This window comes from Streptomyces sp. NPDC102514, assembly GCF_055584525.1.
This window is the reverse complement of sequence record NZ_JBVJLW010000023.1, coordinates 1-22202: the sequence shown is the minus strand read 5'-3', so window position 1 is coordinate 22202 and position 22202 is coordinate 1. Positions and strand designations below refer to the sequence as shown.

General features: G+C 70.7%; 19 protein-coding genes. 8 read left to right on the top strand and 11 right to left on the bottom strand.

What is annotated here, in order from left to right; translation table 11 throughout:
- Positions 1 to 121 precede the first annotated feature (121 nt).
- The 3 genes from ACZ60E_RS39850 (at position 122) to ACZ60E_RS39840 (ending at position 4240) form a co-directional block, all read left to right on the top strand.
- On the top strand, positions 122 to 2359 hold the full coding sequence (locus tag ACZ60E_RS39850) for an acetate--CoA ligase family protein (RefSeq protein WP_469446998.1): 2238 nt from the start codon (positions 122 to 124) through the stop codon (positions 2357 to 2359).
- Positions 2360 to 2745: 386 nt separating this feature from the next.
- Entirely contained in the window at positions 2746 to 3531 is a 786-nt protein-coding gene (locus ACZ60E_RS39845) for an enoyl-CoA hydratase/isomerase family protein (RefSeq protein WP_469446996.1), read from the top strand.
- Between the two features lie 64 nt (positions 3532 to 3595).
- Entirely contained in the window at positions 3596 to 4240 is a 645-nt protein-coding gene (locus ACZ60E_RS39840) for a flavin reductase family protein (protein WP_469446994.1), read from the top strand.
- 18 nt (positions 4241 to 4258) lie between these two features.
- On the opposite strand, the gene ACZ60E_RS39835 is transcribed toward ACZ60E_RS39840, so the two are convergent.
- A complete protein-coding gene (locus ACZ60E_RS39835) occupies positions 4259 to 5599 on the bottom strand; it encodes an MFS transporter (RefSeq protein WP_453793923.1) in 1341 nt (446 codons plus the stop codon).
- A gap of 71 nt (positions 5600 to 5670) precedes the next feature.
- On the opposite strand from ACZ60E_RS39835, the gene ACZ60E_RS39830 reads away from it, so the two are divergent.
- Complete coding sequence (locus ACZ60E_RS39830; protein ID WP_453793924.1) at positions 5671 to 6660, top strand: GlxA family transcriptional regulator; 990 nt, start codon at positions 5671 to 5673, stop codon at positions 6658 to 6660.
- 233 nt (positions 6661 to 6893) lie between these two features.
- Here ACZ60E_RS39830 and ACZ60E_RS39825 read toward each other — a convergent pair whose 3' ends face one another.
- From ACZ60E_RS39825 to ACZ60E_RS39815, 3 genes are all read right to left on the bottom strand, one after another.
- A complete protein-coding gene (locus ACZ60E_RS39825) occupies positions 6894 to 7943 on the bottom strand; it encodes a Zn-dependent alcohol dehydrogenase (RefSeq protein ID WP_469446993.1) in 1050 nt (349 codons plus the stop codon).
- Positions 7944 to 7947: 4 nt separating this feature from the next.
- Positions 7948 to 9090, bottom strand: a complete 1143-nt coding sequence (locus ACZ60E_RS39820; RefSeq protein ID WP_469446991.1) for an acyl-CoA dehydrogenase family protein — start codon at positions 9088 to 9090, stop codon at positions 7948 to 7950.
- Positions 9091 to 9291: 201 nt separating this feature from the next.
- Positions 9292 to 10200 carry an SDR family NAD(P)-dependent oxidoreductase gene (locus ACZ60E_RS39815; protein ID WP_469446989.1) on the bottom strand — a complete coding sequence of 303 codons (909 nt, stop codon included), beginning with the start codon at positions 10198 to 10200 and terminating at the stop codon, positions 9292 to 9294.
- A gap of 101 nt (positions 10201 to 10301) precedes the next feature.
- On the opposite strand from ACZ60E_RS39815, the gene ACZ60E_RS39810 reads away from it, so the two are divergent.
- Complete coding sequence (locus tag ACZ60E_RS39810; protein ID WP_469446987.1) at positions 10302 to 11228, top strand: cyclase family protein; 927 nt, start codon at positions 10302 to 10304, stop codon at positions 11226 to 11228.
- A gap of 560 nt (positions 11229 to 11788) precedes the next feature.
- Here the strand turns inward: ACZ60E_RS39810 and ACZ60E_RS39805 are convergent.
- The 4 genes from ACZ60E_RS39805 to ACZ60E_RS39790 form a co-directional block, all read right to left on the bottom strand.
- Positions 11789 to 12307 (bottom strand): ATP-binding protein, encoded by a 519-nt coding sequence (locus ACZ60E_RS39805; RefSeq protein ID WP_384806478.1) that lies wholly within the window; start codon positions 12305 to 12307, stop codon positions 11789 to 11791.
- Between the two features lie 516 nt (positions 12308 to 12823).
- Positions 12824 to 13750 carry an acyl-CoA dehydrogenase family protein gene (locus tag ACZ60E_RS39800; RefSeq protein WP_469446986.1) on the bottom strand — a complete coding sequence of 309 codons (927 nt, stop codon included), beginning with the start codon at positions 13748 to 13750 and terminating at the stop codon, positions 12824 to 12826.
- Positions 13751 to 13754: 4 nt separating this feature from the next.
- Entirely contained in the window at positions 13755 to 14909 is a 1155-nt protein-coding gene (locus ACZ60E_RS39795) for an acyl-CoA dehydrogenase (RefSeq protein ID WP_384806395.1), read from the bottom strand.
- Complete coding sequence (locus tag ACZ60E_RS39790; RefSeq protein ID WP_384806397.1) at positions 14909 to 16108, bottom strand: amidohydrolase family protein; 1200 nt, start codon at positions 16106 to 16108, stop codon at positions 14909 to 14911. Before ACZ60E_RS39790 ends, ACZ60E_RS39795 begins: the two co-directional genes overlap by 1 nt.
- Positions 16109 to 16260: 152 nt before the next feature.
- On the opposite strand from ACZ60E_RS39790, the gene ACZ60E_RS39785 reads away from it, so the two are divergent.
- Positions 16261 to 17772, top strand: a complete 1512-nt coding sequence (locus tag ACZ60E_RS39785) for a class I adenylate-forming enzyme family protein (RefSeq protein WP_469446983.1) — start codon at positions 16261 to 16263, stop codon at positions 17770 to 17772.
- Here ACZ60E_RS39785 and ACZ60E_RS39780 read toward each other — a convergent pair.
- Both ACZ60E_RS39780 and ACZ60E_RS39775 read right to left on the bottom strand, forming a co-directional pair.
- Positions 17751 to 18263, bottom strand: coding sequence for an EF-hand domain-containing protein (locus tag ACZ60E_RS39780; protein WP_384806401.1), 513 nt, complete (start codon positions 18261 to 18263; stop codon positions 17751 to 17753). The two genes, ACZ60E_RS39785 and ACZ60E_RS39780, sit on opposite strands and share 22 nt — an antisense overlap.
- Positions 18264 to 18425: 162 nt before the next feature.
- On the bottom strand, positions 18426 to 18800 hold the full coding sequence (locus tag ACZ60E_RS39775; RefSeq protein ID WP_210881051.1) for an STAS domain-containing protein: 375 nt from the start codon (positions 18798 to 18800) through the stop codon (positions 18426 to 18428).
- Positions 18801 to 19181: 381 nt separating this feature from the next.
- Here ACZ60E_RS39775 and ACZ60E_RS39770 point away from each other — a divergent pair, with 381 nt between their 5' ends.
- Both ACZ60E_RS39770 and ACZ60E_RS39765 read left to right on the top strand, forming a co-directional pair.
- Positions 19182 to 19757, top strand: a complete 576-nt coding sequence (locus ACZ60E_RS39770) for a sigma-70 family RNA polymerase sigma factor (RefSeq protein ID WP_384806403.1) — start codon at positions 19182 to 19184, stop codon at positions 19755 to 19757.
- On the top strand, positions 19754 to 20989 hold the full coding sequence (locus ACZ60E_RS39765; RefSeq protein WP_469446981.1) for a zf-HC2 domain-containing protein: 1236 nt from the start codon (positions 19754 to 19756) through the stop codon (positions 20987 to 20989). The genes ACZ60E_RS39770 and ACZ60E_RS39765 overlap by 4 nt, the downstream gene beginning before the upstream one ends.
- Positions 20990 to 21176: 187 nt before the next feature.
- Here ACZ60E_RS39765 and purU read toward each other — a convergent pair whose 3' ends face one another.
- Positions 21177 to 22028: a formyltetrahydrofolate deformylase gene (gene purU, locus ACZ60E_RS39760; RefSeq protein WP_384806407.1), complete on the bottom strand. Its 852-nt coding sequence runs from the start codon at positions 22026 to 22028 to the stop codon at positions 21177 to 21179.
- Between the last annotated feature and the right edge of the window lie 174 nt (positions 22029 to 22202).

The following is a 22202-nucleotide window of genomic DNA, read 5'->3' as shown; positions in this document are numbered from 1 at the left end:
CACCTGTGGCCGCCACAAGTTCTTTGCTTCCCGACCCATTCCTGACGCAGCGTCAGTTCAGTAATCTGGCCTTATCTGACACTGCGTCAGTTGTTGGCAGCGACACAGGAGCGGCGGACCGATGCTTGGATCAACCCACGGCACCCTCACCACCGACTCCCGCCGGGCCCGGGTCATCGCCTGCGGCGAGCAACCGGCCCCTGCCGTGCACGGCAGGCCGGCCGCCACCGACGACCTCGACGTCAGCGGCAGGCCGCTGTACGCCGGCGTACCCGATCTGGACCGCTTCTTCCGCCCCGAGTCGGTGGCCGTCGTCGGCGCCTCGGACGCCGAAGGACGACCGAACACCGGCATCACGCGCCAACTGCTGGCCTGGGCCGAGCGGGTGGGCGCGCGCCTCCACCCGGTGCACCCCACCCGAGAGACCGTGTTCGGTCTGGCCTGCGTCCCGTCGGTCGCGGATCTGCCCGAACAGGTCGACCTAGCCGTGCTGCTGGTCTCCGACCCGCTTCCCGTGATCGAGCAACTCGCGGAGACCAAGGTGCGGTTCGCGGTCGCCTTCGCGTCCGGGTTCGCCGAGACGGGAACCGTGGGCGCCGCGGCACAGACCCAACTGGCCGAAGCCGTGCAGCGTTCCGGAATCCGCTCCGGTCTGCGGCTGCTCGGCCCGAACACCAACCTCAACGCCTTCGAGAAGTTCCGCGACGACCTCGACGGGCCGGCGATCGCGCTGATCACCCAGTCCGGCCACCAGGGCCGTCCGGTCTTCACCCTCCAGGAACTGGGCATCCGCGTCTCCCACTGGGCGCCCACGGGCAACGAGGCCGACCTGGAGAGCGCCGACTTCATCTCCTACTTCTCCGAGCAGCCCGAGGTGGGCGCCATCGCCTGCTACGTCGAGGGCCTCAAGGACGGCCGCTCCTTCCTCCTCGCCGCCGACCGGGCCGCCCGGCGCGGGGTCCCCGTCGTCGCGGTCAAGGTCGGCCGCACGGAGACGGGCGCGCGCACGGCCGCCTCCCACACCGGCAAACTGACGGGCGCGGACGCGGTGGTGGACGCCGCGATGCGCCAGTACGGGGTCGTACGCGTCGACGGCCTCGACGAACTCCAGGACACGGCAGCCCTGTTGGCCCGCGCCAGGCCGCCGTCCGCCGACGGGGTGGCGGTCTACTCCATCTCCGGCGGTACGGGCGCCCACTTCTCGGACCTGGCGACGGAGGCGGGTCTGCAGCTGCCCGCACTCTCCGCCGCCAAGCAGGCGGAACTGCACCAGTGGATACCGGAGTACCTGGACGTCACGAACCCGATCGACAACGGCGGCCACCCGGTCGGCGACTGGCGGGGCCGCAAGATCATCGACGCGATCCTCGCCGATCCGGCCGTCGGGGTGCTGATCTGTCCGATCACGGGCCCCTTCCCGCCCATGAGCGACAGGCTCGCGCAGGACCTGGTGGACGCGGCGGAACAGACGGACAAACTGGTGTGCGTGGTGTGGGGTTCGCCGGTCGGCACGGAGTCCGCGTACCGCGACACCCTCCTCGGCTCCTCCCGGGTCGCGACCTTCCGCACCTTCGCGAACTGCATCACGGCGGTACGCGCCCACCTGGAGCACGCCCGCTTCACCGCCTCCTACCGCTCCCCCTTCGACGAGGCCCCGCGCACCCCGTCCCCCTCCTGCCGCAAGGCCCAGGCGCTGATGCGGCCGGGCAGCAGGCTGAGCGAACACGCGGCGAAACAACTGCTGCGGGCGTACGGGATCCGGGTGCCGCGCGAGCAGTTGGTGACCAGCGCGGCGGCCTCCGTACGGGCGGCCGGGCTGGTCGGGTACCCGGTCGTCATGAAGGCGTCCGGTGCGCGGCTCGCCCACAAGACGGAACTCGGCCTGGTCAAGATAGGACTGACCTCGGCCAGCCAAGTACGGGACGCGTACCGCGAGTTGACCGACATCGCCCGGTACGAGGACGTGTCGCTCGACGGGGTCCTGGTGTGCCAGATGGTGGAACAGGGGGTCGAGATGGTCGTCGGCGTGACCCACGACGACCTCTTCGGTCCGACGGTGACGGTCGGGCTGGGCGGCGTACTCGTGGAGGTCCTCCAGGACACCGCGGTACGGGTGCCGCCGTTCGGCGAGGACCAGGCTCGGTCGATGCTCGACGAGTTGCGGGGGCGGGCGCTGCTCGACGGCGTCCGCGGGCGGCCTCCGGCGGACCTCGACGCGCTGGTGGAGGTGGTGCTGCGGGTCCAGCGCATGGCCCTGGAACTGGACTCGGACCTGTCCGAACTGGACATCAACCCCCTGATGGTCCTGCCCCGCGGCCAGGGAGCGGTGGCCCTGGACGCCTTGGCAATCTGCCGCTGACCCACTGCGTGGGGCTGGGGGGAGCTGGGGGGTGCGTTTTCGACCGCGGGCCGGTGGGGGCTGGCCGCGCAGTTCCCCGCGCCCCTAAAGGGCGCCCCAGGGGCGCAAGGAACGGCGCGACAAGCCCCCACCGAACCCACACCCAACACACCAACGGCACCCCCCACCCCCTCAGCCCCCAGGCACCGCCGCACCCATCACACCGCCGCCACCCCCACCGCCTAAGGGGCGCGGGGAACTGCGCGACCAGCCCCCACCGGCCCGCACCCGACACACCCTCGGTACCCCCCCACCCCCCAGGGGCGCGGGGAACTGCGCAACAAGCCCCACCGGCCCGCACCCGACACACCCACCCCCTAACCCCCTCCCCTCCCCCCGGAGCCCCCGTGATCACTCACACCCTCGACACCACCACCCACGTCTCCTGGATCACCCTCAACCGACCGGAGGTCATGAACGCCATCACCCCCGAGCAACGGGAAGAACTCATCCGCCTCCTGGAAACCGCGTCCGCAGACGCGAACACCCGCGCAGTCGTCCTCACAGCCACCGGCCGAGGTTTCTGCACAGGCGCAGACCTCCGCGGAGGCCCACCCCCCAAGGACCGCCTCCCAGGAGACGTGTCCCGCGTCATAAAGAACGGCGCCCAGCGCCTCATCACCGCAGTCCTGGACTGCGAAAAACCGGTGATCGCCGCAGTGAACGGCACCGCAGCCGGCCTCGGCGCCCACCTCGCGTACGCCTGCGACCTGATCCTCGCCGCGGAATCGGCCAGATTCATCGAGGTGTTCGCCCGCCGCGGCCTCGTCCCCGACGGCGGCGGCGCCTACCTCCTCCCCCGTCTGATCGGCCCGCAGCGCGCGAAGGAGCTGATGTTCTTCGGCGACGCCCTCACCGCCACGGACGCCCACCGCCTCGGCCTGGTCAACCGGGTCATCCCGGACGGCGAGTTGGAGAAGACGGCCCGCGCGTGGGCCGAACGCCTGGCCGCCGGCCCCACCCGCTCCCTGGCCCTCACCAAGCAACTGGTGAACGCTTCACTGGACTCGGACCGCGCCACCGCGTTCACCGCCGAGGCCGCCGCGCAGGAGATCAACATGACGACGTCGGACGCCATGGAAGGCGTGACGGCGTTCGTGGAGCGCCGCACCCCGGACTTCACGGGCCGCTGAACACCGCCGAACGCCGGCGCACCCCTTCCCATCTGACGCCCCGTCACCTTCAATGGACGGTGTGATGGGACACGCAGGAATGGCCGCGGCAGCCGTCCGCTATCTGAGGTCGGCCGGGGAGCCGAAGACCACGGGACCGGTCGACCCGCTCCCGCGCCCGGACCTGCGCGCGGTCGGCGACGACGAACGCGCGCCGATCGACCCGGCCGAGTTCCGCCGCGTACTCGGAAACTTCGCCACGGGCGTCACCGTCATCACAGCCCCGGCCCCGGCCCCGACCACAGATCCGGAGTCCGCCCCCGCCGGCTTCGCCTGTCAGTCGTTCGCCGCGCTGTCCCTCGACCCGCCCCTGATCGCATTCATGGTCGCGCGTACGTCCACGACCTGGCCGCGTATCGCCCGCGCGGGCGTCTTCTGCGTGAACGTGCTCGGCGCGCACCAGGGCGACCTGTGCCGCGGTTTCGCGGTGAGCGGCTCGGACAAGTTCGCCGGTGTCGCCCACGAACCGTCGCCGGTCTCCGGTTCGCCCCGCCTGGCCGGCGCCACCGCGTGGATCGACTGTGCCGTCCACGCGGTCCACACGGGCGGCGACCACCTGATCGTGGTGGGCCGGGTGAACGCCCTGGGCACCCCCGACCCCGACGCCGACGGCAACGGCGCCGCCCCACTCCTCTTCCACCGTGGCCGCTTCGGCGACTTCACGACCTGACACCGTCCGGGACCGGCCCTAGGACCGGTCCGGGGCGAGAACCATCTCCTGCGGCACCGCCCTGCGCCGGATCACCAGCGCCATCAGCGCGGCCACCGCGCACAGCGCCCCGGAGGCGTACCACATCACGTTGTACGAGCCGAAGGCGTCGCGGGCCACACCGCCGAGGAAGGCGACCAGTGCGGCCCCCACCTGGTGGGAGGCCAGGACCCAGCCGAAGACGATGGCGCTGTCGTCGCCGAACCGGTCGCGGCACAGGGCGATGGTGGGCGGGACGGTGGCGACCCAGTCGAGCCCGTAGAAGACGATGAAGAAGACCATCGGCGGGTGCACCGAGGGGCCAAGCAGCAGGGGGAGGAAGAGGAGCGAGACGCCGCGCAGGGCGTAGTAGACCGCGAGCAGCCGGCGCGGGTCGAAGCGGTCGGTGAACCAGCCGGAGGCGATCGTGCCGACGACGTCGAAGACACCGATGACGGCGAGGAGCGAGGCAGCCGCCGTGATGGGCATGCCGTGGTCGTGGGCGGCGGGCACGAAGTGGGTCTGGATCAGGCCGTTCGTCGAGGCACCGCAGATCGCGAAGGTCCCCGCGAGCAGCCAGAAGTGTCCTGTACGCGCGGCGGCGACGAGGACCTTCACGGCTCGGCGCGCGGCCCCCGGCACGGGCGGCGGCTTCTCGACGAACTCCGTCGCCCCGTACGGTTTGAGGCCCACGTCCGCCGGGTGGTCGCGCAGCAGCAGCCAGACGAACGGCACGACCGCGAGCGCCGCCAGGGCCACGGTCACGGCGGCCGGTCGCCAGCTGTGCTCCGAGACGATCCACGACAGTACGGGCAGGAAGATCAGCTGGCCGGAGGCCGAGGCCGCGGTGAGGATGCCGGTGACGAGGCCGCGCCGCTCGGTGAACCAGCGGTTGGTGACGGTGGCGGCGAAGGCGAGGGCCATCGAGCCGGACCCCAGGCCCACGAGCAGCCCCCAGCACAGCAGCAGCTGCCAGGCCGCGGTCATCCACACGGTGGCGCCGGAGCCGACCGCGATCACGACGAGCGCGAGCGCGACGACCCGCCGGATGCCGAACCGGTCCATCAGCGCCGCGGCGAACGGCGCCGTCAGCCCGTACAGCGCGAGGTTGACGGAGACCGCGAGGCCGATCGTGCCGCGCGACCAGTCGAACTCGTCGTGCAGCGGGTCGATCAGCAGACCCGGCAGGGAACGGAAGGCCGCCGCGCCGATGATCGTCACGAAGGTGACGGCGGCGACGAACCACGCCCGGTGCACGCGCGTACGCCGCCGCGCGGCTCCGCCGGTTCCGGGGTCCTGCGCGGGTGCCGCCTCGCTCGCGGCGTCGGTTGTCTGGGTCACGTCACCGAGCTTCCGTCCTCGGCCCTCCCCGAACGAGTGGCCCGAAGGACAGCATTCGCTAGGATCGGGCCATGGGTACGCACACGTCGGACACCCCGCCCCCTCGGCACCGCGTCGTCGTCCTCGCCCTGGACGGCCTCCTCCCCTTCGAGCTGGGCATCCCTCAGCGCATCTTCGGACGCGCCAAGGACACCCAGGGCCGCAGGCTGTACGAGATCGTCACCTGCTCCGTCCGGCCGCCGGGCCCGGTCGAGACGGACGCCGACTTCTCCGTCCTGGTCGAGAACGGCCCGGAGGCCCTGGCCACCGCCGACACCGTGGTTGTTCCTGCCTCGTACGAGCTGGGGCCGGTCCACGACGAGGGCGTGCTCACCGACGAGCTGGCCGCGGCCCTCGCCCTGATCCGGCCGGGCACCCGGCTCGTCTCGATCTGCACGGGCGGGTACGTCCTGGCCGCCGCCGGGCTGCTCGACGGGCGCCCGGCGACCACGCACTGGGCGTCCGCCGAACACTTCCAGCGCCTCTTCCCGAAGGTGCGGGTCGACGCGGACGTGCTGTTCATCGACGACGGGGACGTGCTGACCTCCGCCGGGGTCGCGGCGGGCATCGACCTGTGCATCCACATCGTGCGCCGCGACCACGGGACCGCCGTCGCGAACGAGGTGGCCCGGCGCACGGTGGTGCCTCCGCACCGGGACGGCGGGCAGGCGCAGTACATCGAACGGCCTGTTCCGGAGCCGCAGTTGGCCACCACGATCGGGGCGCGGGCGTGGGCGCTGAGCCGGTTGCACGAGCCGATCCAGTTGCGGGACATGGCCGCGCAGGAGGCGATGTCGGTGCGGACGTTCACGCGGCGGTTCCGGGAGGAGGCGGGGGTCAGTCCCGGTCAGTGGCTCACGCAGCAGCGGGTCGAACGGGCCCGCCATCTACTGGAGTCCACGGACCTGTCGATGGACCAGGTCGCGGCGGACTCGGGTTTCGGCACGGCCCAGTCGATGCGCCAACACCTCCAATCGGCCCTAGGAGTCACCCCCACGTCCTACCGCCGAACATTCCGCTAGCCCCCGCATGTCCTCAGGGGCTCCGCCCCCGAACCCCCGCTGCGCAGTTCCCCGCGCCCCCAGGTACCCAGGGGCGCGGGGAACTGCGCGGCCAACCCCCACCGACCCCGCACCCACAAACCCACGCAGGCCCCCACCCCCCAGGGGCGCGGGGAACGGCGCAATCTTTTGCCTTTAGGGGCGCGGGGAACGGCGCAATCCTTAGGGCCCGCCCCCACCGGACCCGCACGTTCCTAGAACGTCAATACAGCCCGGGCCGCAAGCCCGACCCGCGCATCGGCGACCGCCTTCTCGAACTCGTCCACCCCATACGTCTCCGTCACCAGCTCATCCAGCAACAACCGCCCCTCCCGATACATCTCCGCATACAGCGCAACATCCCGCTGCGGCCGAGAAGACCCGTACCGGCACCCGAGGATCGACTTGTCCAGGTACATCGACGAGACGAGGAAGGACGCCTCGGCGCCGGCGGGCGGCACGCCCAGCAGTACCGCCTGCCCCTGCCGGTCGAGCAGATCGACGGCCTGCCGTACCAGCTCCACCCGCCCCACGCACTCGAAGACGTGATCCGCCCCCGTCGGCAGGACGTCCCGCACCCCCTCCACGGACGTGAAGAAGTGCCCGGCCCCGAACCGCCGGGCCACCCCCTCCTTCGCCGGATTCGAATCCACCGCGATCACGGTCAGCGCGCCGGCGATCCGCGCGCCCTGGATCACGTTGAGCCCGATCCCACCGGTCCCGATGACGACCACGCTGTCCCCGTGCTCGACCCGCGCCCGGTTCAGCACGGCCCCGACCCCGGTGAGCACGCCGCACCCGATCAGCGCGGCCGACGCCATCGGGATGTCCTTCGGGATCCGTACGGCCTGGACGGCCTTCACCAACGTCCGTTCGGCGAAGGCGGAGTTGGACGCGAACTGGTACAGCGGCCGGCCGTCCCGCAGAAACGGCCGCTGCGGCATCCCGATGGCCTTGCGGCACATGGTGGGCCGCCCCCGGTCGCACGCGTCGCACGCACCGCAGTTCGCGAGCGTGGACAGGGAGACGTGGTCGCCGGGCTGCACATGGGTGACGCCCGCGCCCACCTCCGCCACGACACCCGCGCCCTCGTGCCCGAGCACGACGGGTACGGGGAAGGGGATGGTGCCGTCGATCACGGAGAGGTCGCTGTGGCACAGCCCCGCCGCCGAGACCGCGACCAGCACCTCGCCCGGCCCCGGATCCCGTATCTCCAGGTCGTCCACCACCTGGGCCTGCTCACCGTCGAAGATCACGCCCTTCATGGCCTCAGCCCTTCGCTTCCCTGGGAAGGCCGAGCACACGCTCGGCGATGATCGTGCGCTGGATCTCGTCCGAGCCGCCGTAGATGGTGTCGGCGCGGCTGAAGAGGAACAGGTGCTGCAGCGCGTCCAGTTCGTAGGGCGCCCCGGCCGACCAGTCCGCGGGACCGACCGCCGCCCCGGCCCCCCGCACGCGCATCGCCAGTTCGCCGAGCCGCTGATGCCACCGGCCCCACATCAGCTTGGCCACACTGGGAGCGCCCCGGTCCGCCGAACTCCCCAGCGTCCGCAGGGCGTTCCACCGCATGGTGCGCAACTCGGCCCACTGGCGCACGAGCAGGTCGCGGACGACCGGGTCGTCGGCGGCCCCCGAGGCGACGGCCGTCTCGACCACCTGCGCCAACTCCTGCGCGAAACCGACCTGCTGGGCCAGCGTGGAGACTCCGCGCTCGAAGCCGAGCAGGCTCATCGCGACCTGCCAGCCGTTGCCCTCGCCGCCGACGAGATGCTCGGCACGTGCGTGCGCCCCGTCGAAGAAGACCTCGTTGAACTCGCTGGTCCCGGTCATCTGCCGGATCGGCCGCACGTCGATGCGCCCGGGCTGGTCCATGGGTACGAGCAGAAAGCTCAGCCCGCGATGCCGCCGCGACCCCGCCTCCGTACGCGCCAGCACGAAACACCAGTCCGCCTCGTGCGCCAGCGAGGTCCAGATCTTCTGCCCGCTGATCCGGTACCCGTCCGCCTCCCGCACGGCCTCCGTACGGATGCCCGCGAGGTCGGACCCGGCTCCGGGTTCGCTGTACCCCTGGCACCACAGCTCGTCACCGGAGGCGATGGGCGGCAGGAAACGGTTCTTCTGCTCCTCACTGCCGTGCGCGATGAGCGTGGGAGCCAGCAGTTTCTCCCCGATGTGCCCACTGCGCGCAGGCGCCCGGACCCGCGCGTACTCCTCGGCCCACACCACCTGCCGTTCCAGCCCGACCGCACGATTCCCGTACCCCTCGACCCCCCACCCGATCCCGATCCACCCCCCACCCCCGAGAACCCGCTCCCAGCCCCTACGGTCCCCGACACCCCCCACATGCTCAGCAAGCCACCCCCGCACCTCATCCCGAAAGGCTTCATCCTCCGCGCTGACCCCAAACTCCATGAGCCCCTCCACCACCCGTCGACCGACCCACCCAGGGGCGCGGGGAACGGCGCGACCAGCCACAACGCACCCGCACCCGCTTCTCCTCGGGGGCGCGGGGAACTGCGCAAAAGCCACAGCGAACCCGCACCCATCGCTTTCCGGGGCGCGGGGAACGGCGCGACCAGCCACAGCCGACCCGCACCCACCCACGACCAACCCCTACGTCGCCCCCCTCGCGGCCCGAGCAGCCCGCTCCATCTCCTGCACCCGCTCCAGCAACGGCATGGGATCCACCCCCACGCTCCCCGGCAGAAAGTCCGCAATCCGCTCAGGCGTCCACCCCCCTTCCGCATACCCGGCACGGAGTTCCCGCGGCTGCGCCCACACCGCGATCTTCGGCCCCGCCACGGTGTACACCTGCCCGGTGATCCCTTCCTCCCGGGCCCGCCCGGACAGCAGGTACACCACGAGCGCGGCCACATCCTCCGGCTCACCGATCTCCGTCAGCTCCATCGGCACGTTCGCGGACATCCGCGTACGGGCGACCGGCGCGACCGCGTTCGCCGTCACCCCGTACTTGTGGAGCCCGAGCGCCGCGCTGCGGACGAGCGAGATGATCCCGCCCTTGGCCGCGCTGTAGTTGGCCTGCGAGACGGACCCCTGGTGGTTGCCGCTGGTGAACCCGATCAGCGTCCCGGCCCCCTGCTTGCGCATGACGGCGGACGCCGCGCGGAACACGGTGAACGTGCCCTTCAGATGCGTGGCGATCACCGGGTCCCACTCGTCCTCGGACATGTTGAAGAGCATGCGTTCGCGCAGGATCCCGGCCACGCAGACGACTCCGTCGAGCCGCCCGTACGCCTCCAGGGCCGTGTCGACGATCCGCTGTCCGCCCGCCATGGTGGAGATGTCGTCGGCCACGGCGACCGCTTCCCCGCCGGCCGCCCCGATCTCCTTGACGACGGCGTCGGCGACCGAACTGCTCGGTTCCGAGCCCTCGATGGAGACGCCGTAGTCGTTGACGACGACCCGTGCGCCCTCGGCCGCGGCCGCCAGCGCCACCGCGCGTCCGATGCCCCGGCCCGCCCCGGTCACGGCGACGACCCTGCCTTCCAGGAAGTTCCCCACGCCCCGGCCCCTTCCCGCAGTTTCTGACGGTCCGTTAGATTTGCCTCGGCTCAGATTCTACGACCCGTCAGATACCTGGAGACAAGCCCCGGGGAGTACTCATGTCACTGCCGGCCGAGTTCCACGAGATCGCCAAGCGCGTCAACAACTGGGGGCGTTGGGGCGCCGACGACGAGATCGGCACCCTGAACCTGATCACCGACGAGGTCGTACGCGGGGCCGCCGCGAGCGTCCGGACCGGCCGTCGCGTTCCGCTCGCACTCCCCCTGCGCCAGGACGGCGTGCAGACGGGGATGATCCCGGGCCGGGTCGATCCGCTGCACACGATGGTGCAGATCAACCAGGAGCTGTTCGGCCCCGGCACGATCGCGTGCAGCGACGACGCCGTGACGATGGGCCTCCAGGCGGCCACGCACTGGGACGCGCTCAGTCATGTCTCGCACTCGGGCAGGCTCTACAACGGCCGCCCCGCCGACACGATCACCGCCCACGGGGGCGCCGAGTTCAACGGCATCGACAAGCCCGGGCACATCGTCTCGCGCGGCGTCCTGCTGGACGTGGCCCGGGCGCTCGGCGTGGAGCGCCTGGACAGCGGGCACGCGGTGACTCCGGAGGACCTGGAAGCGGCCGAGGAACTGAGCGGCACGAAGGTCGGCGCGGGCGACATCGTCCTCGTACGCACCGGTCAGATCCAGCTCCTCCTCGCGGGCAACCGGCAGGGGTACGCCTTCCCCTCCCCCGGTCTGTCCGTGCGCACCCCGGAGTGGTTCCACGCCCGCGATGTCGCGGCGGTCGCGAACGACACCCTCACCTTTGAGATATTTCCTCCTGAAATAGAGGACTTGTGGCTACCCGTCCACGGCCTCCACCTGGTCGAGATGGGCATGCTTCAGGGCCAGAACTGGAATCTCGAAAAGTTGTCCACAGCCTGTGGAGAAGTCGGCAGCTCTACGTTCCTGCTGTCGGCGATGCCCGAACCCTTCACCGGCGCCACGGGAACCCCCGTCGCACCGGTCGCGATCCTCTGACGCGCCCAGGACCCCAGGAGTCCAGAAACCCGGAACCCGGACGAACTTGGAACCCGGACCGCAGAACCAGGAAACCGGCCCAACGGACCCGAAATCCCGAGCCCCGAACCCCGAGCCTCACCGCAGGACCACCGGGCCGGCTGGCGGCGCGTCTCGCCCACGTACGACCACACCCGGGCGAGAGGAGCCCCCACCCCACCCCGGGCGCGGCACCGCGCGCCGCCATCCGGCTCTCCGGCGCGCCTGCCCCTGGCCCCGCAGGAGCCGACGCCGAATCGCGATCCGCGCTCGCCGAGGGCTCCCGTCACCGAAGACCTCGACGTCCCCTCACGGCGAATCGCTGAACACAAGCGTGACGAAACGGACACGGGCCGTCAACACCTGTTCGACGATTCATGCCATTGGCGCCCTTTGTGACGCTCACGGGCGGAAGCACGGCCCGGCGCACTCGACATCACCGACCGCCAGGGCCCCGGACCGCGTGCCACCCGTGCGCCAGCGGGCGCGCCCGTGCCCGAGCGCCCGCTCCCGCGTGACGGGCCCCGGCGGGGGGCCGGTGCCTACACGGCCTCGTACGCCATGTCCCCGTAGACCACGGGAGATGCCACCGAAGACACCACCGGCGCCGCGTCGCATCCCGTGACGAGAGTGGTCGCCGACGAACATCGGTCCACCTCGCACCAGATGCGTTTCCCGGCACCCTCGGCGCTCCAGCCCCACCGGTCGGCGAGACCGTCGACGAGAGCGAGGCCACGGCCGTTGGTGTCGTCGCCGTCCGCGCAGCGCGGGCGCGGGGCCCGGGTGCTGGCGTCGACGACCTCCAGGCGGACGGTCGCGACGACCTCCCCGACGGCCCGCTCACCGGCTGTCGGCGCGCTCGCCGCGTCCGGCATGAACAGCCGCAGGACGGCGGGGCGGCCGGTGTGCACCACGGCGTTGGTGACCAGCTCCGAGACGAGCAGGATCAGCGTCTCGGCCAGCGGCTCATCGGCCTCTATCCCGGAACCCGCGAGCCGCGAACGGGCCCACCTCCGGGCTCGCCCCACCTCCGCGGGGTCGGGCCGGATCTCCAGCTGCACTTGAAGCACCTGCACCGCTCACACCATCCGAACCGGCGGACACATCGCCTCGCGCCTCGCAAGGGCCACGATCGTGGTCAGAAAAGGGCTCACGGAACGTGATTCCCTCAGGAGACAGCATGGTTGACGTACAGTCACCCCAACAAGCGCTTCGGGCATATTCCAGCGCGAAGGAGTACGCGTGCGGCATACTGTGCGACGCTCGCCACGGGGAGTCGAACAGGCAGGAACGGTCCTGCTTCCTGCCCCGCGAGCGGCACGCATCGCCGGATCCGGGGCTGCCCCAGGGGCAACACCGTGATGGCCCGGCATCAGAACCACTCGCATCCCACACAAGGTACCGGAGCAGGCCGCCGACTCCAGGCCGTGACGAGTCACGCGTAGGACACAACCCGATATCGACGCTCGGTCATTCCGGTATGCCACGTTCCGCGACGTCCGTCCCCTTCGGCCGCTCCCACTCCCTCGCGGGAGTGCCACGATCGGCGGCATTCGGCACCGCCCGGCTCCCGCGGCTCACGTCCCGGGCCGTGCCGCCGGCGCCAGCAGATCCTCCGCGAGCGCCTCCTCGGCCGCCGCCGCGCCCTCCCCGCGGCGGGCCCGCGACCAGGCCCGTTTGAGGTGGAGGTGTACATCGGACTCCCAGGTGAATCCCATCCCGCCGTGCACCTGGAGGCAGTCGCGGGCCCCCCGCTCGGCCGCCTCGTCGGCCAGCAGCCGGGCCGCCGCGATGTCGAGCGGATCGGCGGTGACGGCCGCCGCGTACACCGCCGCGCGGGCCACTTCCACCCGCACCAGCATCTCCGAGCACAGGTGTTTCACCGCCTGGAAGGCCCCGATCGGCTGCCCGAACTGCTCACGGGTCCGGGCGTGTTGCACGGCCAGCGCACAGGTCCACGCGGCGGAGCCGAGCTGTTCGGCGGCGGTCAGCAGGGCGGCGACCGGGTCGGGGGGCGCGGCCCGGGGCACGCGGTGCAGGGGCGTCAGCGGATCGACGGACCGCAGGGCGACGGCTCCGGTCACCTCGCCCCGTACGACGTCCGCCTCGTCCAGCCATTCGACGAGGTTGCCGTCGACGGCGGCGACGACGCACGTGCCGGTGGCCGCGCCCGGCACCTCACCGGCCGCGAGGTGGGTGGCCACGAGCGGTCCGGGCAGCAGCGCCCGGCCGGCCTCCTCGAAGGCGAGCACCGCCTCGGGCAGTCCGAGCCCGACCCCGCCCCGCTCCTCCGGCAGCCGCAGCGCGAAGAACCCGGCCTCGCCCAACTCACGCCAGAGCGACCGATCGAGCCCACCGACGGCGCCCCGCTCCCCGGAGCCGGTGCGTTCCCCTCTCTCCGGGTCCACGGCGGCCCGCAACCGCTCCCGCCCGAACCGCCGCACCAGCAGCTCGCGCACCCCGGCCCGTAACGCCCGTTGATCTTCGGTGAGTTGGAAGTCCACCGGTTCACCGTCCCTTCGGGAGACCCAGAATGCGCTCGGCCACGATGTTCCGCTGGATCTGCGAGGTCCCGGCCGCGATGGTGTACGAGAGCGACGACAGCCGGTCGACCGTCCACTCCCGGCCCAGATCGAGCCCCTCGGGACCCAGCACCTCGGCCGCCGCGTCGTACAGCTCCTGCCGCGCCTGCGAGTACCGCAGCTTGAAGACCGAGCCGCCCACGCCCGGCACTCCGCCACCGCGCTCGGACTCGCTCACGTTCCACTGCGTCAGCCGCCACAGGGCCCGGAACTCGGCGTTGAGCCTGCCGAGCCTGCGCCGCAGCGGCACGTCGTCCCACCGGCCGTTCTTCCGGGCCTCGCGCGCCACCTCGCCGAGCACCCGCCGACAGGCCACCACCTCGCCCACGAAGGCGGTGCCGCGCTCGAAGGACAGCGTCACCATGGTCACGCGCCAGCCGTCGTTCTCCTCACCGACCCGGTTGGCGACGGGCACCCGCACCTCGTCGAGGAAGACCTCCGCGAACTCCGCGGACCCGGCGAGCGTACGAAGCGGCCGTACGGTGATGCCCGGCGCGTCCATCGGCATCGCCAGCCAGGTGATCCCGCGATGCTTCGGCGCCGACCCGTCGGTCCGCACCAACAGCTCGCACCAGTCGGCGACTTCGGCGTGCGAGGTCCAGATCTTGGAGCCGCTGACCACGTAGTCGTCGCCGTCGCGCCACGCGCGCGTGCGCAGCGACGCGAGGTCGGACCCGGCGTCCGGCTCGCTGAACCCCTGGCACCACACCTCCTCGCCGCGCAGCACGGGCGGCAGCCACCGCGCCCGCTGCCGGGCGCTTCCCTCGGCGGCGATGGTCGGCCCGGCATGCAGCAGCCCGACGAAGTTGGCCCCTACGTAGGGAGCACCCGCCTTCTCGGTCTCCTCCAGAAAGATCAGATGCCGGGTCGGCGTGGCGCCACGGCCTCCCGCGTCGACCGGCCAGTGCAACCCCGCGTACCCGGCGTCGTACAGCAGCCGCTGCCACCCGAGGTCGTACGCGCGCCGCCCCGGCCAGTCGTCGGCCGAGGGCTTGGGAGGCAGCCCGGGAAGTACCTCACCCAGCCACTCCCGCAACCGCGCCCGGAACTCCTCGTCCTCGTCCGAGTACGAAAGATCCATTACCTGTCGCGGTCCAGGTCGAGGCCCAGCATGCGGATGGCGTTGCCGCGCATCAGCTTGTAGACGGTCTCGTCGTCGAGGCCCTTCACATGGTCGAGGGCGACTTCCTTGGTGTGCGGGAAGGTCGAGTCGACGTGCGGATAGTCGGTCTCGAACGTGGCGTTGTCGCGTCCCACCACGTCCAGGGAGGCGACCCCGTGCTTGTCGCGGAAGAAGCAGCAGAAGATCTGCCGGTAGTAGTACGTAGAAGGCGGTTCGGGAATCAGATCCCGCACCCCGCCCCAGGCCCGATGCTCCTCCCACACGTCATCGGCCCGCTCCAGCGCGTACGGGATCCACCCCATCTGCCCCTCGCTGTAGGCGAGTTTGAGCCGGGGGAACTTCACGAGCACCCCGCTGAACAGAAAGTCCATCATCGAGGCCATGGCGTTGTTGAAACTCAGGGACGCCTGCACGGCGGGAGGGGCATCCGGCGACGCGGCGGGCATCTGACTGCTGCTGCCGATGTGCATGTTGACGACCGTCCCGGTCTCCTGGCAGACCGCGAAGAACGGATCCCAGTACCCGGAGTGGATGGACGGCAGCCCCAGATGGGTCGGGATCTCCGAGAACGTCACCGCCCGCACGCCCCGAGCCGCGTTGCGCCGGATCTCGGCGACGGCGAGGTCGATGTCCCAGAGCGGAATGATGCACAGCGGAATCAGCCGCCCCCCGCTGTCGCCGCACCACTCCTCGACCATGAAGTCGTTGTAGGCGCGCACGCAGGCCAGCGCGACCTCCTTGTCGTGCGCCTCGGCGAAGGTCTGCCCGCAGAACCGCGGGAAGGTGGGGAAACACAGGCTCCCCTCCACATGATTGGCGTCCATGTCCTTGAGCCGCTCGACCGGATCCCAGCACCCGGGCCGCATCTCCTCACGGGTGATGCCCTCGAGCGTCATCTCGTCCCGGTCGAAGCCGACGGCGGCGATGTTGCGCTTGTACGGGAACTTCAGGTCCTCGTAGATCCACCAGTCGGTAGGCGGCCCGTCCGGATCCATGGTGATCCGGTACTTGCCGGCCACGTACGCCAGCTCGCCGATCCCGGCCGTCAGCGGTTTCGGCCCCCGGTCCCGGTATTTCCTCGGCAGCCAGGTCTCGAAGAGGTGGGCGGGCTCGATCACATGGTCGTCGACGCTGATGATCCGAGGCAGTTCGGTCATGAGTCCAGCCCTCTCCGGCGGCAAATCTGATGACCCGTCAGAAGGCAGGCTAGCCCCGCACCCCTGGACCGACAAGGCGCAGACGCCTACGCTCTCCACGCGACCTGACTACCCGTCAGTTACCTTGGCCATCAGCGGTGAGGAGCACGGGCATGCCCACGGACACCGCGCACACACTCGACACCTCCCGCACCTTCTGGGAACTCGTCGAACGCCGCGCCGCACTCACCCCCGACCGCCCGGTCCTCCTCCAGGACGACCGCACCCTGACCTTCGAGGAGCTGCGCGCGGGCGCCGAACGCACGGCGGCGGGCCTGCACGACATGGGCGTAAGCCCCGGAACGGTGGTCGCCTGGCAGCTGCCCACCCGTATCGAGACCGTCGTCCTCGCGATGGCCCTGACACGGCTCGGCGCGGTCCAGTCGCCGATCATCCCCATCTACCGCGACCGGGAGGTGTCCTTCGCGCTCCACACCTCGCAGGCGGAGTTCTTCGCGGTCCCCGGCACCTGGCGCGACTTCGACCACACCGCCATGGCCGAACGCATCGCCGCGCGCGGCACCTTCGAGGCGTACGCCACCCTCCCCGCCGGCGACCCCGCATCACTCCCCGCCCCGCCCACCACCGGGACGGACGTGCGCTGGATCTACTGGACGTCCGGCACGACCTCGGACCCCAAGGGCGTCCTGCACACGGACCGTTCACTCATAGCCGGCGGCAGCTGCCTCGCCCACGCCCTGCACCTCTCGGAGGCCGACACGGGCTCGATCGCGTTCCCCTTCGCCCACATAGGCGGCCCCGACTACCTGGTCATGCTGCTGCTGTACGGGTTCCCGGCGGTCCTCTTCGAGAAGTTCGCGCTGCCGGACGCACTGGAGGGCTACCGCAGGCACGGGGTGACGGTGGCGGGCGGTTCGACGGCGTTCTACTCCATGTTCCTGGCGGAACAACGCAAGCAGCCGGACACCGGACTCATCCCGACCCTGCGCCTCCTGGCCGGCGGCGGCGCCCCCAAGCCCCCCGAGATCCACCACGCGGTCGTACGCGAGATGGGCGTGAAACTCACCCACGGCTACGGCATGACGGAGGTCCCGATGATCACCATGGGCTCCCCGGACGACACCGAGGAGAACCTGGCGACGACGGAGGGCAAACCCCCACCGGGCATGGAGATCCGCATCACGAACAACGAGGTACGCCTGCGCGGCGAAGCGGTGTGCGCGGGCTACCTGGACCCCGACCAGACGAAGGAGGCCTTCGACGAGGACGGCTTCCTGATCACGGGGGACCTCGGCCACCTCACCCCCACCGGCCACCTGGTCCTGACGGGCCGACTGAAGGACGTGATCATCCGCAAGGGCGAGAACATCAGCGCCAAAGAACTGGAGGACCTACTGCACAACCATCCGGCAATCGCGGACGCAGCAGTCATAGGCCTCCCCGACACAGAACGAGGAGAAAGAGTCTGCGCGGTGATCGAGCAGATCACCGGAACCACGCCCCTCACCCTCCCCGAGGTGACGGCCCATCTGCGCGCGGAAGGACTGTCCCCCCACAAGCTGCCGGAGCAACTGGAGGTGGTGGACGCCCTTCCGCGCAACGAGACGCTGCGCAAGGTGCTGAAGTACCGGCTCCGGGAGCGTTACTCGGGCACCGTGAAGTAGCGGGCGAAGGCACTCACGATGTCGGGCTCGGTGACCACTCCATCGGCGTCCGAGTCGAGAGCGCCGGCCGCGGTGGCAGCGGTGTCCCCGGGCACACCCAGGGCCTTGAGGATCCGCGCGGTCTCGTCGACGGTCACGGAGCCGTCCCCGTCGCCGTCCGCGACGGCGAGCGCCGCGTCCAGGAAGGGGCGGGCGATCTCGGCGAAGCGGTCGGGGTTGTCGCGCAGCCGCTTCACGGCCCCGTTCACGAACTCCTCGCGGGTGATCCGCTGATCACCGTCCCGGTCCGCTATGCCCGCCATGCCCTGCCAGAAGGCCTCCGCGCCGATGTACAGGGCCTGGCCCTTGTCGCACCGGGCCGTCGTGGCGAACTCGGCGAGCAGCGCCTTCGTCGCCGCGTTGAAGTCCTCGCGGTCGATGTAGCCGTTGCCGTCCTGATCGAAGCCGGCGAACCGGGCGGCGATCTTCCGCTCGTACTCGGTACTGACCATGTCTTTCGGGCCGCCTTACCTCACGTGGGTACGTCTGGCAGGAGCGTACGACGACCAGCCCCCTCGGGGAGCCGGAAAACGACGCTTGCGCCAAGACCGGGGGAAATCCGCGACAACACCGTCACGAACACACCCAACGACCTTCCCCCTGCGTGACGGGAATCACGCCGAAAGTGAACTCGCCTCATCGTCCACGGCGGCGTCGACATCGGCGTACGCGTCGAAGAGCCTGCGCACACCGAGGGCACCCAGCACCCGGTTGACGTGCGACCCGTCCTCGGCCCCCTGCGCGGGGAGGATCACCCGCAGACGCCCCTGACAGGAACGGATCAGCCGCCGCGAGGCGATGAGCACACTCACGCCGCTGGAGTCGCAGAACAGCACCCCGGACAGATCCAGCACGACATCCCGCCGCCCGTCGGCCACGGCCTCGTGCACCCGCTGCCGCAGCACGGGCGAGGTCACCAGATCCATCTCACCCGAAACCCGCACGACGGCCCAGCCGCGCTGCTCGCCTTCGGTCACCCTGAGCGTCACGCGTCTGTCCCTCGCTCGACAATGTCGGACCCGGAAACGGAAGCCACAACGTCACTTCCCTGCTGCGTGGCTGCCCCACCCCCGCGCCGCGAAACACGGAATTTCGAATCGAAACGCACCCCACACGCCCCCTTCCGATCAGACGCACTCCCACCCGGCCACCCCCAACCAGAACAATTCACCCACCACCCCACCCAAAGTAAGTACAGCAACACACACCGCAACAATCCCCCTACCACCCCACCCCCTCCCCGGGGCGCGCATTGCCACAAAGGGGCGTGCGTCACCACGGGTGCCGACTACATTCGTGAGGAGACCGGAGAGGAGAATCCGGTGGACACGGGCACAGGCGCACAGCACGAACAGGGGCGAGGGGGCCGCATGGCCAGAAGGGACACGCCACCCCGCTGGGACCGCAAGATGCAACAGCGGCTCGCGCGGGGGGAGGCAGCCGCGCTCGGCGAGCTCTATGACCGCTTCGCTTCACTCGTGCACGGTCTCGCCCACCGCGTACTCGGCGACGAGCACGCGGCCGACGGCATCACCCGCGAGGTCTTCGCCCACGTCTGGGAGAACCCCGAGTCCTACGACCCCAAACAGGGCCCCCTGCGCTCCTGGGTCGCCACCCTGACGCACCGCCTCGCCGTACAGCGCCTGCGCACCACGGAGACCGCCGCGCTCGCCCAGGACGGCACGGACGACACCGCCGAACTGGAACGCAAGGTCCGCCGCGCCTCCGTGGCGGCCCGCGCCGACTACATCGTCACGTCCATGCCGACCCCGCTGCGCACCGCCCTGGAACTCGCCTACTTCCAGCGCCGCGACTACCGCCAGACCGCCGCGGACCTGGGCGTCACCGCGGACGAGGCCCGCCGCCGCCTGCGCCTGGGCCTCCAACTCCTCTCCACGGCCCACGACACACCGGGAACACCCCCCGACCAAGGGGGCACAAGGTGAACAGCGCAAACCCTTTCGACGAGTACGAAGAAGAACCGAACCCCCAGAACCCCCCACGCATACCGATTCCACGCACCTCCATAGAGGACACGGGCCTCCCCCTCCCCACCCCTCCCCTCCTCCTCGAACACCGGGTGCTGAAGGCGCTGCTGGGCGCCTGGGCGCTGGCGGCCTGCTCGCCCGAGGAGACGGCGGCGGTGGAGGATCATCTCGGCGGCTGCGGCGCCTGCGCGGACGAGGCCCTGCGCCTGCGTGAAGCCGTGGGCCTCCTGCACCCGCCGGAGACCCTCGACCTGGACCCGGCCCTGCGCACCCGCGTCCTGCAGGCCTGCCTGACCCGCCGCCCGCCCCGGATCCCGGTCCCCTCCTGGGCCACCCCGTACGACGCGGAGACCGCCCGCCTGGACGCCCTGCTCCAGGACATCGGCGACGCCGAGTGGCACGCCCCGGTGCGACTGCGCTGGTTCGACGGCAAGGAACCCATCAGCCGACGCACCACCGTCGCCGGAGTGATCGCCCACCTCCTGACCGTGGACGGCCTGGTCGCCGTCACACTCGGCCTGGAAGACCCCCTGGAAACCCGGACGGACACCCCCACCCCCACCCCCTCGGCCCGCACCGAGGCCTTCTGGGGCGCAGCCCACTTCCCGCCCACCCGTTCCGTACGCGGTCCCTGGCGCGAGCAGTCCCACAACCTCGTCCGCACGGTGGCCTTCGCGGGCGGAGGCTCCGGCCGCCTCCCCGTCCCGTACGGCGACTTCGAACTCCCGCTCCGGGACTCCATGCTGGACCGGGCCTTCGAGACCTGGGTCCACGCCGGAGACATCGCCGAGGCGGTCGACTACCCCTACGAGCCGCCCTCGCCCCGCCATCTCCACGCGATGATCGACCTGGGCGCCCGCATGCTCCCCTCGGCCCTGGCCGCCCGCCGCCAGGCAGGCCTGGCGGCCCCCGCGGAAACCCCCCACCTGGTCCCGGCCGGCACCCCCGGCCGCAGCCTCCGCCTGGAGATCGAGGGCCTCGGCGGCGGCGAATGGCTCATCCCGCTCGACTCCCCCGGCACCCTGGCCTCCCCCGACCGCGAAGTGGCCCACGTGGCCCTGGACGGCGTGGAGTTCTGCCAACTGGCAGCGGGCCACGTCTCCCCGGAAGAGGCAGCGGCAGGCCAGGCAGGCGACCGAGAGGCCATCAGAGACGTCCTCTTCGCAGCAGCATCACTGAGCCGCATGTAACAGCCCCCCCCCCCCCGGACGCACACCCGCAAGAGACCGGAGGGGGCCGGGGCGACGTGTCCGCCCGCAGCGGCCGGCGCGTCCGCAAAGGGCTCCTGCAAATCCCACTCGATCGCGCCGGACCGAGGACGGACACGTCGCCCCGGCCCCCGCCCACCTCTCCCGTCGCGCGTCCGACCACAAGCGGTCAGTCAAAAACGACGGTCCGACGCCCGTTCAGCAGGATCCGCCGCTCCGCATGCCACTTCACGGCCCGGGCCAGCGCCTGGCACTCCACATCCCGCCCCACAGCCACCAGCTGCTCCGGCGTGACCTGGTGCCCCACCCGCTCGACCTCCTGCTCGATGATCGGCCCCTCATCAAGGTCGGCCGTCACGTAGTGCGCGGTGGCACCGATCAGTTTCACACCCCGCACGTGCGCCTGGTGATACGGCTTCGCACCCTTGAAGCTAGGCAGGAACGAGTGGTGAATATTAATGATCTTCCCGCTCAACTGCTTGCACAGATCATCAGAGAGCACCTGCATGTACCGAGCCAGCACCACCAGCTCGACCCCCTGCTCCCGCACCAACTCCAGCACCTGCGCCTCAGCCTGCGGCTTGTTCTCCTTGGTGACCGGAATATGCCGAAACGGCACGTGGTACGACTCCACGAGCTCGGCGAACTCCGTGTGATTGGACACCACAGCCGCGATCTCGACGGGGAGCGCGCCGATCCGTGCGCGGAACAGCAGATCGTTCAGGCAGTGCCCGAACTTGCTGACCATCAGCACGACCCGCATCTTCTCGTCGGCCCGGTGGATCTGCCAGTCCATCTGGAACGAGTCACCGATCGCCGCGAAACTCGCGCGCAGCTTGTCCACGGTCACGGGCGTCTCCGCCGAGAAGTGGACGCGCATGAAGAACAGTCCCGTGTCGTGGTCACCGAACTGCTGGCTGTCCTCGATGTTGCAGCCGGTCATGAAGAGGTAGCTCGACACGGCGTGCACGATGCCCTGCTTGTCGGGGCAGGAGAGCGTCAGGACGTACTGATCGTTCATTTCGCCAGGGTCCCACAAAGGTGTGGCCCCCTAGGCGCCCGCCCGAATCCCGGACTGCGCACAGTTCCCCGCGCCCCTTACTGACCATTGCAGAATGAGCTTGGCTGTGGGCTTGGTTGTGGGCTGAGCCAACGGCAGACTTCTGCGGGTGCCGGATGATCTTGTGCCTGATGA